The 13431-nt window shown below is 63.6% G+C and carries 8 protein-coding genes; 1 reads left to right on the top strand and 7 read right to left on the bottom strand.

Annotated features, from left to right (window positions below):
• Positions 1-83 precede the first annotated feature (83 nt).
• Positions 84-1376 (top strand): adenylosuccinate synthase, encoded by a 1293-nt coding sequence (locus R5R73_RS13345; RefSeq protein WP_071233250.1) that lies wholly within the window; start codon positions 84-86, stop codon positions 1374-1376.
• Between the two features lie 129 nt (positions 1377-1505).
• On the opposite strand, the gene R5R73_RS13340 is transcribed toward R5R73_RS13345, so the two are convergent.
• The 7 genes from R5R73_RS13340 to R5R73_RS13310 form a co-directional block, all read right to left on the bottom strand.
• Positions 1506-2729 carry an alginate lyase family protein gene (locus R5R73_RS13340; protein WP_322527761.1) on the bottom strand — a complete coding sequence of 408 codons (1224 nt, stop codon included), beginning with the start codon at positions 2727-2729 and terminating at the stop codon, positions 1506-1508.
• Positions 2726-5488: a tetratricopeptide repeat protein gene (locus R5R73_RS13335; RefSeq protein ID WP_322527760.1), complete on the bottom strand. Its 2763-nt coding sequence runs from the start codon at positions 5486-5488 to the stop codon at positions 2726-2728. The genes R5R73_RS13340 and R5R73_RS13335 overlap by 4 nt, the downstream gene beginning before the upstream one ends.
• A 127-nt stretch (positions 5489-5615) precedes the next feature.
• A complete protein-coding gene (locus tag R5R73_RS13330) occupies positions 5616-6857 on the bottom strand; it encodes an alginate lyase family protein (RefSeq protein WP_071233247.1) in 1242 nt (413 codons plus the stop codon).
• A gap of 29 nt (positions 6858-6886) precedes the next feature.
• Complete coding sequence (locus tag R5R73_RS13325; RefSeq protein ID WP_071233272.1) at positions 6887-7789, bottom strand: polysaccharide lyase; 903 nt, start codon at positions 7787-7789, stop codon at positions 6887-6889.
• Between the two features lie 80 nt (positions 7790-7869).
• A complete protein-coding gene (locus R5R73_RS13320) occupies positions 7870-9339 on the bottom strand; it encodes an HlyD family efflux transporter periplasmic adaptor subunit (protein ID WP_110634693.1) in 1470 nt (489 codons plus the stop codon).
• Between the two features lie 26 nt (positions 9340-9365).
• Positions 9366-11324 carry a glycosyltransferase gene (locus R5R73_RS13315; protein WP_322527759.1) on the bottom strand — a complete coding sequence of 653 codons (1959 nt, stop codon included), beginning with the start codon at positions 11322-11324 and terminating at the stop codon, positions 9366-9368.
• A gap of 374 nt (positions 11325-11698) precedes the next feature.
• The gene (locus R5R73_RS13310) at positions 11699-13111 is read right to left on the bottom strand and encodes a UDP-glucose/GDP-mannose dehydrogenase family protein (protein WP_322527758.1); all 1413 of its coding nucleotides are present in this window, start codon (positions 13109-13111) and stop codon (positions 11699-11701) included.
• Positions 13112-13431: the final 320 nt, after the last annotated feature.

Genomic DNA, 13431 nt, shown 5'->3' with positions numbered 1-13431 from the left:
TGTTCACAGACGCCAGCGTGGATACAGCAAATGGATCGCGACGAACGACCGGATCGCGACGGGTTGATCAAGAGACGAGAGCAATGGGCAAGAACGTAGTCGTATTGGGTACTCAGTGGGGCGATGAGGGCAAGGGCAAGGTCGTCGACCTGTTGACCGAGTCCGCCAGTGCCGTGGTGCGATTCCAGGGCGGGCACAATGCCGGCCATACGCTGGTGATCGACGGCCAGAAGACGGTTCTGCATCTGATTCCTTCCGGCGTGTTGCGCGACGACAAGATCTGCGTGATCGGCAATGGTGTCGTGCTGTCGCCGGAAGCGTTGATGGAGGAGATCAAGGAGCTGGAGGCCAAGGGCGTGCCGGTGCGCGAGCGCCTGCGTCTGTCGCCGGCCTGTCCGCTGATCCTGCCTTACCATGTGCGCCTCGACCAGGCGCGTGAAAAGGCTCGCGGCATTGCCAAGATCGGTACGACCGGACGCGGTATCGGACCGGCCTACGAAGACAAGGTCGCACGTCGCGGCCTGCGCCTGGGTGACATCCTGCATCGCGAGCGTTTCGCCTCCAAGCTGGGCGAGGTGCTCGATTACCACAACTTCGTGTTGACCCGTTATCACGGTGAACCGGCCGTCGATTTCCAGGAAGTGCTGGATCAGGCGATGGGCTTTGCCGAAGAACTGCGCCCCATGGTCTGCGACACGGTCTCCCTGGTCCACGATATCCGCAAGTCCGGCGAAAACATCCTGTTCGAGGGCGCTCAGGGCTCGTTGCTGGATATCGACCACGGCACCTATCCCTACGTCACCAGCTCCAACACGACCGCTGGCGGCACGGCGACCGGCTCCGGGGTCGGCCCGCTTTATCTCGACTACGTGCTGGGCATCACCAAGGCCTACACCACGCGTGTCGGCTCCGGCCCGTTTCCCACCGAGCTGTTCGACGAATTCGGCCGGCACCTGGCCGAGAAAGGGCACGAGTTCGGGGCAACCACCGGTCGTGCGCGCCGCTGTGGCTGGTTCGACGCCGTGGCGCTGCGTCACGCGGTGCAGATCAACTCGGTCTCCGGCATCTGCCTGACCAAGCTTGATGTGCTCGACGGGCTCGAGAACATCCGCGTCTGCGTCGGCTATCGCAGCAAGGATGGCGAAACCATCGACAATCCGGTCGATTCCGAAGGGTACGAAGTGATCGAGCCGCTCTATCACGATCTGCCGGGCTGGAACGAATCCACCATCGGGGTGCGTAGCGTCGAGGATCTGCCGGCGAACGCGCGCGCGTATATCGCCTTCCTGGAAGAAGAAGTCGGTACGCCGATCGATATCATCTCTACCGGCCCCGACCGTAACGAGACGATCGTGCTGCGCAATCCGTTTGATTGATCGCTCGCGCCGAGTCACTCGGCGAAGCAATCGGACGGTGAAGCAATCGATCGATAAAGCAGTCTATCGATAGAGAAGTCGATAGATGACAGAAGATGGCCCGCTGCCCTGGCAGCGGGCCATCTTCGTTCAAGGGAGGGCAGTGGGCGCCTTCGCCAAGGATAGCAACGCCGTTGCCGCCATGGCCGAGTCACGATCAGGGTCCTGTACCCAGCGCTGGAAGAGCGGTCCGATACGGCCACTGTCTTGCAGCAGGCTGTCGTCTCGCAGCAGACGATGACGCGCCGCTGTCACCAGATTGGGGAGCGCAATGGCGGGGTCGAAACCGTGAAGTTCCTGATACGACCAGTCATCGGGGTTGGCCGCATGATCGGCGACCCAGCGATAGGCGGCCGCCAGACGCGTCCGATCCGCTTCCTCTTCCGGCCAGGTCAGCCCCAGCGCCGAAGCTTCGCGGAGCATCACCGACCAGGCTGCCAGATTGAAATTGGCATAGTGCCATGGCCGGGTTCGTTTCAGTTCCAGCGGTTGACGCCCGTCGGGCTCGAACTGCGCTTCCAATCGGTCAAGCGCTTCATGCAACTGGCGCTTGGCCAGGGCCGGGCGACCGACGAAGCGGGCAAAGGCCACGACCTGCGCGTCATACCAGGTGCCGTGATTGTTGCGCTTGGAATGCTCCTTCCGGCCGTTCTCGCTCGTCAGCATCCAGTCCAGATAGTCGCCGTACCACTGCTTCAGCGGGCCGAGCGTTTCGTCGGTCAGCGCGGGGGAGGGCGCCAGTTGCCGGATCGATTCGGATAGGCCGATCAGCAGCCGACTTTCGATGATGCCGATGCCGCGCCCTTCGACCCGTCCCGGTATGGCCTGGGCGTAGCGCAGGTTGGGGGCCATCCGCGTCTCGGGCGTGACGAACCAGTGGCGCAGTTGCGCGACGGCGCGTTGGGCATGGCGCTCGTCACCGGTGAGGCGGTAACTCCAGGAGAGCACGTTGACGGTGTCGATGAAATCGATCAGGCGCTGCTTGTCGGTTGCATCGCCGAGCGTCGCTTCATTGTATTCACCATCACGCCGCACGTAGGGCAGGCCATCGTCACTGTCCGGGTCCGGCCACCAGTAGGGTGCAAAGCTGAAGTAGTCGTGGGCGTCTTCGCTGGCCGGGAGCCGGGTTTTGTTCACCACGCTGTAGAGCGGTTTCCGGCGTTCGCTCTCGGCCCGGTCGATCACGGCCGAAGCCGCGATGTCCGTCGCGGCCTCGGGGATCGTGGTTCCGGCTGTTGCCACCGGCGCCAGGGTCGGGAGCGCCAGCGCGGCGAGTACCAGTGCCAGCGCTTGTCTTTGGCGATATCGAATCATGTGGAGGATGCATCCCCGGCAGCGGTAGCCGCCTCGGGATTCTCCAGCAGATCCTGGAGGGTATCGATCGCGGTTTCGCTGTCGCCTTCCATGACACCGTCGAGCCAGATCATCGCCTGTTGCTGATTGACGAACTCGACGCCACGCGTTTGCAGAAAGGCCTGAGCCAGCGAGATGCGAGCGGAGCGGTGCCCCTGACGTGCGGCATCGACCAGCAGTTCCGCGCCCTTGTGGGGGTCCCGCGGCAGAACTTCTCCGCTGAGATAGGCGCGTCCGAGTGCGGCCTCGGCGCCGGCATGGCCAGTCTCGGCGGCGGCGGTCAGCAACTGCTTGCCCTTGTCGATGTCCTGGGTGACGCCACCCTGGCCTTCGAGATAGGCCGAGCCCAGCGCCGCTTGCGCGGAGGCATTGCCATTGCTCGCCGAACGGGAAAGCCAGCTCACGGCTTCGTCGGCGTCCGCGTCGACGCCGTTGCCTTCGAGGTAGGCCAGCCCCAGTACGCGCTGGGCGTTGTCGTCACCGCGTTCCGCTGCCTGGGAGAGATAGCGTACGCCACGCTCCGGGTCAGCGGCGACGCCGGTGCCGTTGAGATAGGCTTCGCCGAGCGTTACGCCCGCGGAACCATGCCCGGCGTTGGCCGCGCGGGTCAGCAATCTGACGCCGCGTTGCGGGTCGGCGGGGATGCCGTCGCCGGTCAGCAGCATTTGACCGAGATCGGCCTGGGCTCCGACATGGCCGGCGGCGATCGCTCGTTCGAAATAGCCTGCGGCGCGTCTCTTGTTGACGCCGACACCCAATCCTTCGGCATACATCTGACCGAGCGAGGCCGTCGCGCCGGGGTGACCCGCATCGGCGGCTTTCGACAGCCATTTGCGTGCGCTGGCGTAACTGGCGCTGACGCCCTGGCCGCGCAGATAGGCCCGGCCCAGATCCGCCATGGCCGGCACTTCGCCCATATTGGCAGCGCGGATCAGGTCGTCGATGTTGCCTTGCTCGCCGCTGGCGCGGTAGGTACGAGCCAGCGCCTGTCGTGCCGATGGGTGGCCCGCACGCTCAGCCCGCTGGAGCCACAGTTCCGAGCGGTTCAGGTTCGGCGATACACCGACCCCCTCGCGATAGGCGCGACCGAGCACCACCATGGCGTAGGCGTCACCTTGGTCAGCGGCTTCTTCGAGCAGTTTCACGCCCTGGTGGCTTGCGCCGGGAAGCTTGCCCTCCAGGTAACCCTGGCCGAGCCGTGTCTTCGACGTGGTGTCGGCGGGATCCTGTTCGACGGCCAGGCTCAGCCACCGTTGCGCCTTGGCCGGATCGCGCTGCAGGCCGGTGCCATCCATATAGGCGATACCCAGAGTACGCGCGGCGCCGCTCTGTTTCTGGTTGGCCGCATCCGTGAGCAACGCAACGCCCTGAACCGGATCGGCGGGCATGCCTTCTCCCTCGAGATAAGCCTCGCCCAGGCGAGCGGTGGCGTAAGGGTGGCCGAGCCGATTGGCGCGCTTGAGATATTCGACGCCACGCTGCGGCTGTGCCTGGACCTTGTCGCTATCGAGATAGATGTTGCCCAGCAGGGCGAGGGCGTAGGCATCGTTGTGCTGTGCGGCTTGCTCCAGCAGTTGAATGCCTCGCTGGGGATCTTCGGATAACACCACGCCATCGAAATGGGCTTGCCCCAGGCTGCGCGTGGCGTCGAGCTGGCCCTGCTCCGAGGCTTTGGTCAGCCACTTTTCGGCGAGCGCCGGATCGGCTTCGACCTGGCCTTCGCCCAGATAAGCCTGACCCAGCCAGTAGGCGGCATCCACGTTGCCGGTTTGCGCTGCGCGTTCGAGCATGTTCAGGCCTTCGGAGGGATCCTGCCGGTCGAGCAGCAGATGGCCGGCGGCGGCCAGCGCTTGCGGGTCGCCGCTTTCGGCTGCCCGGTTCAACCACTGCTGCTGACGCTCGGGTTGGGGCAGCAGGCCATCTTCGGCGTAGAGTCGCGACAGCGCGAGCATGGCATCGACATCGCCGCTCTCGGCGCGCGAGGTCATTGCCTGCGCATAACGCTCGGCATAGGCCCGTGCCCGGCTCGGGTCGTTGCCGAAAGCACCGCCGGTGGCATAGTTTTCGGCCAGTTTCTCGAGGGCGCGCGGCTCGTTCTGGGCCGCTGCCTTTTCCAGCTGTTCGCGGGCGGCATCGACATCACGCGGCACGCCTTCGCCTGCCAGCTGCATCTCGGCGACCTCGATGCGAGCGCTGGGGTTGCCGTCGTGGTCGATGGCCTGCTGGAACAGATTCCAGGCCAGGGCGGGGTCCCGCTTGACGCCGTCCCCGGCGAGATAGAGTCGTCCCAGTTTCAGCGAGGCGTTGTCGAGCCCGCTGAATTCATAGGGAACGGCCTGGCGATAGTAGTGAACGGCCAGTTCGGGATCGCGGGGGACGCCGGCGCCGTCATCGTAGATTCGCGCCAGCTCGTAAAGGGCTTCGGGGTGCGTCCGTGCCATGGGCTTGAGCAGTTCGATGGCTTTCAGGCTCTGGCCCTCGGCCTGCAGATTGCGGATGTATTCCATGCGGTTCCAGTCGGTCGAAGGCATCGACTCGACGTAGCGATGGGCAAACAGCGCCCGATCCTGGGCGGCGACGGTTTGCATGTCCTGGGTACCCTGGCCGGCGCAGGCGGTCAGCATGATGGCCGAAACCAGGGCCGAAGCCAGGCCCGGTATGAATCGGCTGGCAGGCCGGCGTGACAGGGGCAGCAGGTCAGTGCGAGTGGATATCGTCATGCGAGTCTCCTTTGGGTCGGAGCCGTTCCGTCCCTGGAACGGTCCTGAACAGTGAATCGTCGGATCCCGAGGCCGTGGCAGGGCTCGAACTCGAGCCTCGGGGCGAAATCAGGTATCGGGCGCGAAATCAGGTATCGGGTTCGAACGTGGCGAGTTGCTGCTCTTCGGGTTCCGGCAGCGCGCGAGGCTGGGCTTTCGGATCCATGAAGTAGAGGGTGACGTAGCCCCCGGCGCTGCGGTTGTCGATGGGCCGCTTCTGGCTGACGTAGTGGGAGATTCTCGGATCCTCTCGGTGCTGGAGATAGACCTCCATCCAGGCCAGGTACTGCTCGTCGTCCAGAAAGCCGTAGTACTGGGAGTGGGTCGCCAGGTCACCCAGCGCTGCCGGGTCGTCGAAGGTGTCCAGCGCAAACTGGACCGCATCGTCGACGGTATGGCCGTCGTACTCGAAGTCGAACAGGTCGTAGCCTTGGCGATAGGCCACCTGCATGATGTTGACGAGATACAGCAGGGCATAGTTCTGGTAGTGGCTGGCGCGTCGTCCACGAGCCATTTCGTGGGGCAAGGCCCCGCGCGGGGTCATGTCGCTGAGCGCCGAGTAGACGGCGCTGACGCCGAACTGGAAAAGCTCGTCGTCGTCCGTCAGTACGCCGATCATGCTGGCGTAGAGCGCTCGACGGTAGAAGTGGTTGTTGCAGCAGCTCGGGTCTCCGCCGCGAATGGACGAGTGCTGGTGGGCCAGCGTGTTGAGCCAGTGATTGATGCGTTCGATCGCCTCGGGACGCTTGTCCGCCACGACCGGACGCACGATGGAGTAGGCCATGGCGGCGGCAAACATCATCGACTCGGTCGAGTACCAGCCCTGGGGTTCGAGACGGTCGTAATAGAACTGGCTCAAGGCGTCTTGAGTCGCCCATTTGTCGAGAAACCGCACCAGGCAATCGGCGTAGTAGTCATCCCCGGAGGCGACGTAGGCGCCAGCCAGATTGGAGACGGTGTCCTCGAAATCGAACAGTGGCTCGGAAGCCAGCTTCCAGGCCTGGGGCTGCGGATAGTAGCCGGGAATCCGGATGACACTGTCCAGCGCCGGCTTGGACAGCTCCTGTTGACAGCTGGGACCGGGCTCGAGCTGATCACTGTTGTACTGCAGCAGATCGTTGTCCGTCTGCTGCAGCAAGGCCATGCGTGCCTTGACGTCGAAATAGGAGGCATCGGGATCGGTGACCGTATATTCCGACAGATCCAGCTTCTGGCGCTGTTCGTAGCTCATAGCCTGGGCCGAAAGCGTCAGCCCCAAGGCGGTTACGCCCAATAGCATCGTGAGAGTGAGACGCAGGCCCACACGGCCTGCGAGTGACGTCCGTTTCATGAAAATCGACTCCCTGTCGAAAGGATGGATCACGCCCTGGGGGCCATCAGGGTGAAGTCGGCGAAATCGACGACCTGGTGACGCGGCGTGCGCCAGTCGCTGCCGTGACCGCCAAAGAAGGTCGAGAACATCAGGCCGTCGATATGCACGTCTTCAGTGGTGCGATAGACGATGCCCTGCTGCTCGAGAATCGGCTGGCCGTCGATCCAGACACGCGCAATGCCGTTGTCGCGGTCGGGATCGTTGAGCACGATCTCCTGCTCCACGCTGACCCACTGTCCCGGGGTGAAGCGCCATCGGCCACGGCCGACCGATTCGCCGTAGTCGGCGTCTTTATTGGCGACGTACTCGTAGAGCTCGCCCTGACCCTGCTTGCGCCACATGAAACGCATCGAGAAGCCGTTCTTGCCGGTGACCTCGTCGCCGCCGGTGGGGCCGTCGCCGCCGTAGAGGCCGGGCAACTTGCCACCCTTGACGAAGTCGAAACCGGGCTGGAAACGCACCTGGTAACGCAGGCAGGCGCGATCGGCCTGACGCAGCGCCGGCACCGGCATCACGAAACCGGCGCCGCCCTCTGCGGCATCGCTGGGCGACGAGCTGCCTTGCGGGTAGCTGACACGCAGGGCGGGCGCGTCGAGTCCGCTCTCCTCGTTGCTCAGCACCTGCAGGTTCTGTTCGCCCCAGCGTCGCTCGGCATCGAGCCCGCTCTTGACCCAGGCCTTGGGATCCGCATTGGCCGGGATGTTCATGCCCGGGGCGTGTACCGGGGCGTAGCGTGTCGAGCAGGCCGACACCTGGGGCCGGGTGAGATCACCGTCACTGGCGGCCTGCGCGGGCAGGGAGACGACAGTCAACGCGCCGGCGAGCAGCGCCGCCGTGCCCGAAAGGCGCAATGAGCGGCGGTTGGCATTGTCGAGCTGGGATCGCGTCATGGTCATTTCCTCGGCAAGTTCGTTTGCGATGGGTTTCGGTAGCGCTTCACGGTCGCTTCACGCGACGGCCAGTCGAAGGCTCAGTTCATGGCGCTTTTCATTCCGTCGGCGGCACTCGTCCACAACGATTGAACGCCTTGATACATGGCGCGGCCCGCCTGGTAGGTCCACTCGGCGGCCGTGTCGAGCATCGGCGCTTCGGTGAAGCGGACATCGACCGGCGTACCCACGGCGCTGGCCGGCAATGTCTCTTCCGGTACCAGCAGCACGCTCGCCACGTTCTGCTGCTGGCGCACCCAGTCCGGGAAGCCGGCACGCGGCTGGCGTTCGACATCGAGTGCGACGCTACGCACACGCGCGGGAATCGGCTCCGAGGCATTGGGCAGGGCGATATAGGCCTGCTGGTGGTTCTCGATATCGCCGATATCGTCCATGTGCACCAGCGCCTCGACCATGACGTCGTTGTTGTGGGTGCTGACCAGCGTCATGACACGGTCCCCTTCGTTGACGTAGGTGCCGCCGGCAGCGCTGAGTGCCCAGGCCACTTCGCAGTCACACGGGCTGTAGATGGTGTTGGCCGATACCCGTGCCTTGTAGGCATCGATACGCGAACTTTCGTAGTCGCGGGCCGTCTCGAACTGCTCTACCCGTGTCCTCGCGATTTCCGGCGACAGGGTCTCGTAACCCAGCTCGCCGTCTGCGGGGTTGGAGGATGTCGCCACGCTGACCTTGTGGTTTCCAGCATCGTCGAGGCTGTCCTGGAGGTTATCGATCAGGCGCTTGTTGTAGTCGAACGAGGCCTGGGACAGCAGCAGATCGTTCTGGAGTTCGGCGTTATTGACCCGGATCAGCGGCTGGTCGCGCTTGACCTTGTCGCCGGCGTTGAGCTCCAGGTCTTTCAACTGGCCGGCGCCGGGCGCCAGGATATCCGTCCGCGGCGCCGTTACCGCGGCGAAGCTCGGCTCGATCAGAAAGACATTACGATAGACGGTCGCGGCCACTGCCGCCGTCAAGACGCCCGCGGCGACGAGCAGTGCCAGGTAGCGGAACATGGGAACGCGACGCTTGGGCTTGGTGGCCGGTGTCGCGACGTTGCCACGGCGCTTGCGGGGGGTCTGGGCATCCTGCGGGTCGACCAGGCCATCGAGGCTGACGTGGCGTCCGCTCATCTGGGCTCGAATCACCCGGCGCAGAATATCGCGCTGGCGGGGTTCCATCTGGGTGAACTCGAACGCGACGCGCTGTTGGCGCGCGTCGCCGATCTCGCGCAGTGGGCGCGCCATCGCGGGCAGGGCCAGCTCGACACCGCTGGCGGTCAGCATTAGCGCAACGGGGATCTCGCGGTGGCGCTCCAAATGCATCGAGGTCTCGGCGGAAAAGCCTCCCATCGAGAGATCGTGGCCCTTGACGACCCGATCATCCCCCAGACGAACGTTGAAGGGCATTTCGACGCGGACATGGCGGCGCTCGTCGCGGCGTTCATGGCGCAGCTGATCCGGATCCCGGCGTGTCTCGTTGTCATGGCCTGACTGGCGATCGTGATCTGACATGGTGAAGTCTCCTTGAAATTCCCTGGCTACTGGCGGTTCTGTGCCAGCGCGTTGTCTTCCATGTGGCTGCCTTCGAGCGACAGCGATAGCGCCGTCAGCTGGATAGCGTGACCGGCAAGCTGAATCTGACAGGGCTGCTGGGCGTCACAGTCGAACTTGCCAGCGCTGGCGAGCGTGGTGTCGCCGAAGCGGATCTGCGAGGCGAGTCCGGTGCCGACTTCCAGCGTGGTCGGATCGTCCGGGTCGCCATAGCCGTGAAGGCTGGTGCCGCGAATCCTGTCCAGCGAGGCGACCTGGTCGTTGAATCGGGCATCGATCCGGTAGTGGCCGGCGGGCAGATGAACGCTGCCGCCCTCCGGTGCGTCGGCCAGCGTCAATGCGAGCCAGCGATTGTCGGCGGCGTCTTCCTCGAGCGTCTCCGGCTGGGCGCCGGTCATCGCCGCGATCGACAGGCGATCGGCCGGGGCCATGATGCCGCCGAAGACGGCCAGCACGAATATCAGCCCGCCCAGGTAGAGGGCGTGGATGAAATGGCCACCCAGTCGCTGACGACGGGCTGCGCGAGGATCGTCGGGCTCGCCGGCGGAAATGCCCTGACGTGACCATTTCTGACGGTTGAAGCGAAAGCTGACGTAGGTCTTCAGGATCGCGCCGCTGAGCTGGTTGTAGTAGAGCATTGGCACCCACAGTGCGCTCCAGCGTCCGCGCTGCCAGGCCAGTACCAGGCTGGTCAGGCCGCGGGTCATCAGGATCCACAGCAGATAGGCGAAGATGAACGACGGGCGCACGAACAGCGTCAGCATGATGGCGATGGTCGGGCCGATCAGCGTGGTCCACATGGAAAGCCGCTGGTCGACGAGGCTCCACCAGGTGAACCAGCCCATGCGGCTTGGCCCCAGCGCGATGGCACGGCCGTTGGTACGCAGCATGTTGCCGAACCAGCGGCGCATCAGATCCAGCGTCGACTTGAAGAATCGGCGACGCTCGGGCAGCTCCTCGAAGCCGGTGACGTAGACATCCGGGAGATAAAGCATCTTCCAGCGATGCTTGAGCAGCCAGAACCAGGTCGACTTGTCATCGCCGGAGAGGAACTTGAAGTTGCCGAAACGCCAGTGCTCGACGTGGTCGTTCTCGACCAGCTCGATGAATTCGGGCTCCGTGGCGAGATCGGCACGAAACGCGCTGTAGCGGCCGGTCAGGACGAGCAGTCGCTCGGATACCGAGGTCGAGCTCATGACCAGATGGCGCTGGGCGTAGCGCAGGTCGTACCACTCCTTGGTCACATCGTTGCCGATGACCACCGCGTTATTGTTGGTGGTGATCGCCCCCAGGTCATCCTTGGCCAGAAAGAACGATAGCGAACGTTCCAGCGTGCCGGGTTCGATGCGGATGTCACCGTCCATGCTGACCAGCAGCGAGCGGTGTGTCGGCATGCAGCGGGAGATGGCGCGCAGTACCTCGGCCATGGCCGAGCGTTTGCCGTCACCTTTCTGAAACATATAGCGGACACTGACGTTGTCGGGCCAGCCATGTTCTTCCATCACCTGGTCGATGATGTCGACATCGCTGCGGTCGGCGATGGCGGCGAACAGCGTCGTCGGCACGCCGTAGTCCGCGGCATCGCGGATCAGCGCGTCGTAGACGGCAAAGGTGACCTCGGTGTCGATCCGAAACGAGGTGCACAGGATATAGAGCGCGTCCGGCGTCTCTCTGGCGCCGACGGCATCAGCCTCGGCCCGCAGCCGAGGAAACATGCGGCGGTTGTACCAGACGGAGCGTACCGCCTGCACGAACCACCACGAGTAACGCCAGGCCCCTATCAGGCCCACGGCGAAGATGAAGCTCTTCGAGCCGGGGTGAAAGACTTCGCCCGGCAGATGGGTCACCAGCAGCAGGGTCAGCGCCGCCAGCAGCAGGATGACCGTTGCTTCGGTCGCCACTGAGGCTTTGCTGGGCCTGGCTCGGGTGTAGTTGATATGGCTCATCGGGATGTCCTTGGAGTCGTTCCTTGACGTCGTCCCTTGCGGGTCTGCCGAACCCGCCGAGCAGACGCTACGCTTTGTCTGAAAAATGTCAGCGCTCACGCATACGGCGTTAAAAATCGGCTCAAAATGCTCATTTACTCCGCGTAAACTGGGACGCCAGCCCGGTCCTTTTTCGCCGATCTTGATTCGCTACGCTTACCCTTCGGGCCAGCCTTCGGCTGTTGCTCCCTACGGTCGTTGCGCCTTGTCTGGCTATCGCTCGTCGATTTTTCAGACAGCGCTTGATTCCTGCAGGCCCGTGCAATGGCACCAGCCTGGACCGTGACGGAAATCGGGGCGGCGGCGGTCATTGCCGCCGCCGACGGCATCGCGCGTTATAGCGTGTAGGCGATGCCCGGGCCGCTGCGCTCGGTCTGTGACGCCAACGGCGCGGGGGCCTCGGTGGGCTGGGAGATGCGAAGCGAGTCGGCGCGACCGACCGCGAAGTAGAGCAGGCCGGCGGCACGCACGCTTTCCGGGTTGAACAGGTTGCGGCCATCGATGATCGCTGGCGTGGTCAGCTGCTCGCGCAGGCGGCGGAAGTCGACGGTGCGGAAGGCTTTCCACTCGGTGCAGATGACCAGCGCATCGGCGCCTTCGAGGGTGTCGTCACGACGTTTCGTCAGCACCAGGTCGTCCCGCTCGCCGTAAATTCGCTGACACTCCTTCGTGGCTTCCGGATCGTAGGCACGAACCTTGCCGCCGGCTGCCCATACCGCTTCCATCAGCTCGCGACTCGGGGCCTCGCGCATGTCGTCGGTGTTGGGTTTGAACGCCAGCCCCCAGACGGCGATGGTCTTGCCTTGCAGGTCACCATCGAGTGCTTGAGACAGCTTGGTGAAAAGACTCGCCTTCTGACGGTAGTTGACCGCCTCGACCGCGTTGAGCAGTTCCGCCTCGTAGCCGACGCCGCTGGCGGTGCGAGCGAGCGCCTGGACGTCCTTCGGAAAGCAGGAGCCGCCATAGCCGCAGCCGGGATAGATGAAGCTGTAGCCGATGCGCGGGTCGCTTCCGATACCCCGGCGCACGTTTTCGACATCGGCGCCGAGCCGCTCGGCCAGATTCGACACTTCGTTCATGAAGCTGATCTTGGTCGCCAGCATGGCGTTGGCGGCGTACTTGGTCAGTTCGGCGCTGCGGATGTCCATGAACATCAGCTTTTCCTGGCGCCGGTTGTAGGGGGCATAGCACTCGCGCATCAGCGGTTCGACGCGAGGAGAGTCGCAGCCGATGATGATGCGTGCGCCCTGCGAGAAATCTTCGACGGCAGAACCTTCCTTGAGGAACTCGGGGTTCGAACAGACGTCGAAGGGGATGTCCACGTCGCGCTGCTGCAGCCGGCGGGAAATGGCGTCAGTGACACGGTCTGCCGTCCCTACGGGCACGGTGGACTTGTCGATGACCAGCTTGTACTCCTGCATGTGGGTAGCAATGGTATCTGCCACGCTGAGGACGTATTTCAGGTCGGCGCTGCCATCTTCGTCCGGCGGCGTACCCACGGCGATGAACTGCAGGGTGCCGAAATTGGCCGCCACCGCAGGGTCGGTGGTGAACAGCAGGCGTTCTTCGGCCACGTTCTGTTTGATCAGTGCTTCCAGACCGGGCTCATAGATAGGGACGATGCCGTTCTCGAGACCGGCGATCTTGTCGCTGTCGACATCCATGCACATGACTTCATGGCCGGCATCGGCGAGACAGGTTCCGGTAACGAGACCTACATAACCCGTTCCAAAAATGGTAATCCGCATGATGGCTCTCCTTGCTGATTCGTATCGTTATGTGTCCGACATTCACGAGCTGTCCCGTGGCGTCGGCCACTCGATCTGCCAATCACTGGCATTCATTCATTGGTGTTGAACACGGCAAACTGTCATTTGCTGTAAAGACTTACGTTCTGCAAAGCATCGCGTAATGGCGGCGACAGGAATTACAAAAGCCGGCCATATCGCGAGGCTAGTTTTTATTAGGATGTCAAGTGATTGATTCTACAGGCCTTTAGGACCTCGCCTCTTTACAGCTAATGACAAACAGTGTTTCCGAAATACAGGGACAACGTTAGTGTCAAAGT

Source organism: Salinicola sp. LHM (assembly GCF_034479735.1).
GTDB classification, from domain to species: Bacteria; Pseudomonadota; Gammaproteobacteria; order Pseudomonadales; family Halomonadaceae; genus Salinicola; species Salinicola salarius.
The sequence above is the reverse complement of the archived record's forward strand: the minus strand, read 5'-3'. Positions and strand labels throughout refer to the sequence as shown.

Coding starts and splice junctions, on each gene's coding strand:
- R5R73_RS13345 (WP_071233250.1), top strand. CDS start 84: ATGGGCAAGAACGTAGTCGTATTGGGTACTCAGTGGGGCGATGAGGGC.
- R5R73_RS13315 (WP_322527759.1), bottom strand. CDS start 11,324: ATGAGCCATATCAACTACACCCGAGCCAGGCCCAGCAAAGCCTCAGTG.
- R5R73_RS13340 (WP_322527761.1), bottom strand. CDS start 2,729: ATGATTCGATATCGCCAAAGACAAGCGCTGGCACTGGTACTCGCCGCG.
- R5R73_RS13335 (WP_322527760.1), bottom strand. CDS start 5,488: ATGACGATATCCACTCGCACTGACCTGCTGCCCCTGTCACGCCGGCCT.
- R5R73_RS13310 (WP_322527758.1), bottom strand. CDS start 13,111: ATGCGGATTACCATTTTTGGAACGGGTTATGTAGGTCTCGTTACCGGA.
- R5R73_RS13330 (WP_071233247.1), bottom strand. CDS start 6,857: ATGAAACGGACGTCACTCGCAGGCCGTGTGGGCCTGCGTCTCACTCTC.
- R5R73_RS13320 (WP_110634693.1), bottom strand. CDS start 9,339: ATGTCAGATCACGATCGCCAGTCAGGCCATGACAACGAGACACGCCGG.
- R5R73_RS13325 (WP_071233272.1), bottom strand. CDS start 7,789: ATGACGCGATCCCAGCTCGACAATGCCAACCGCCGCTCATTGCGCCTT.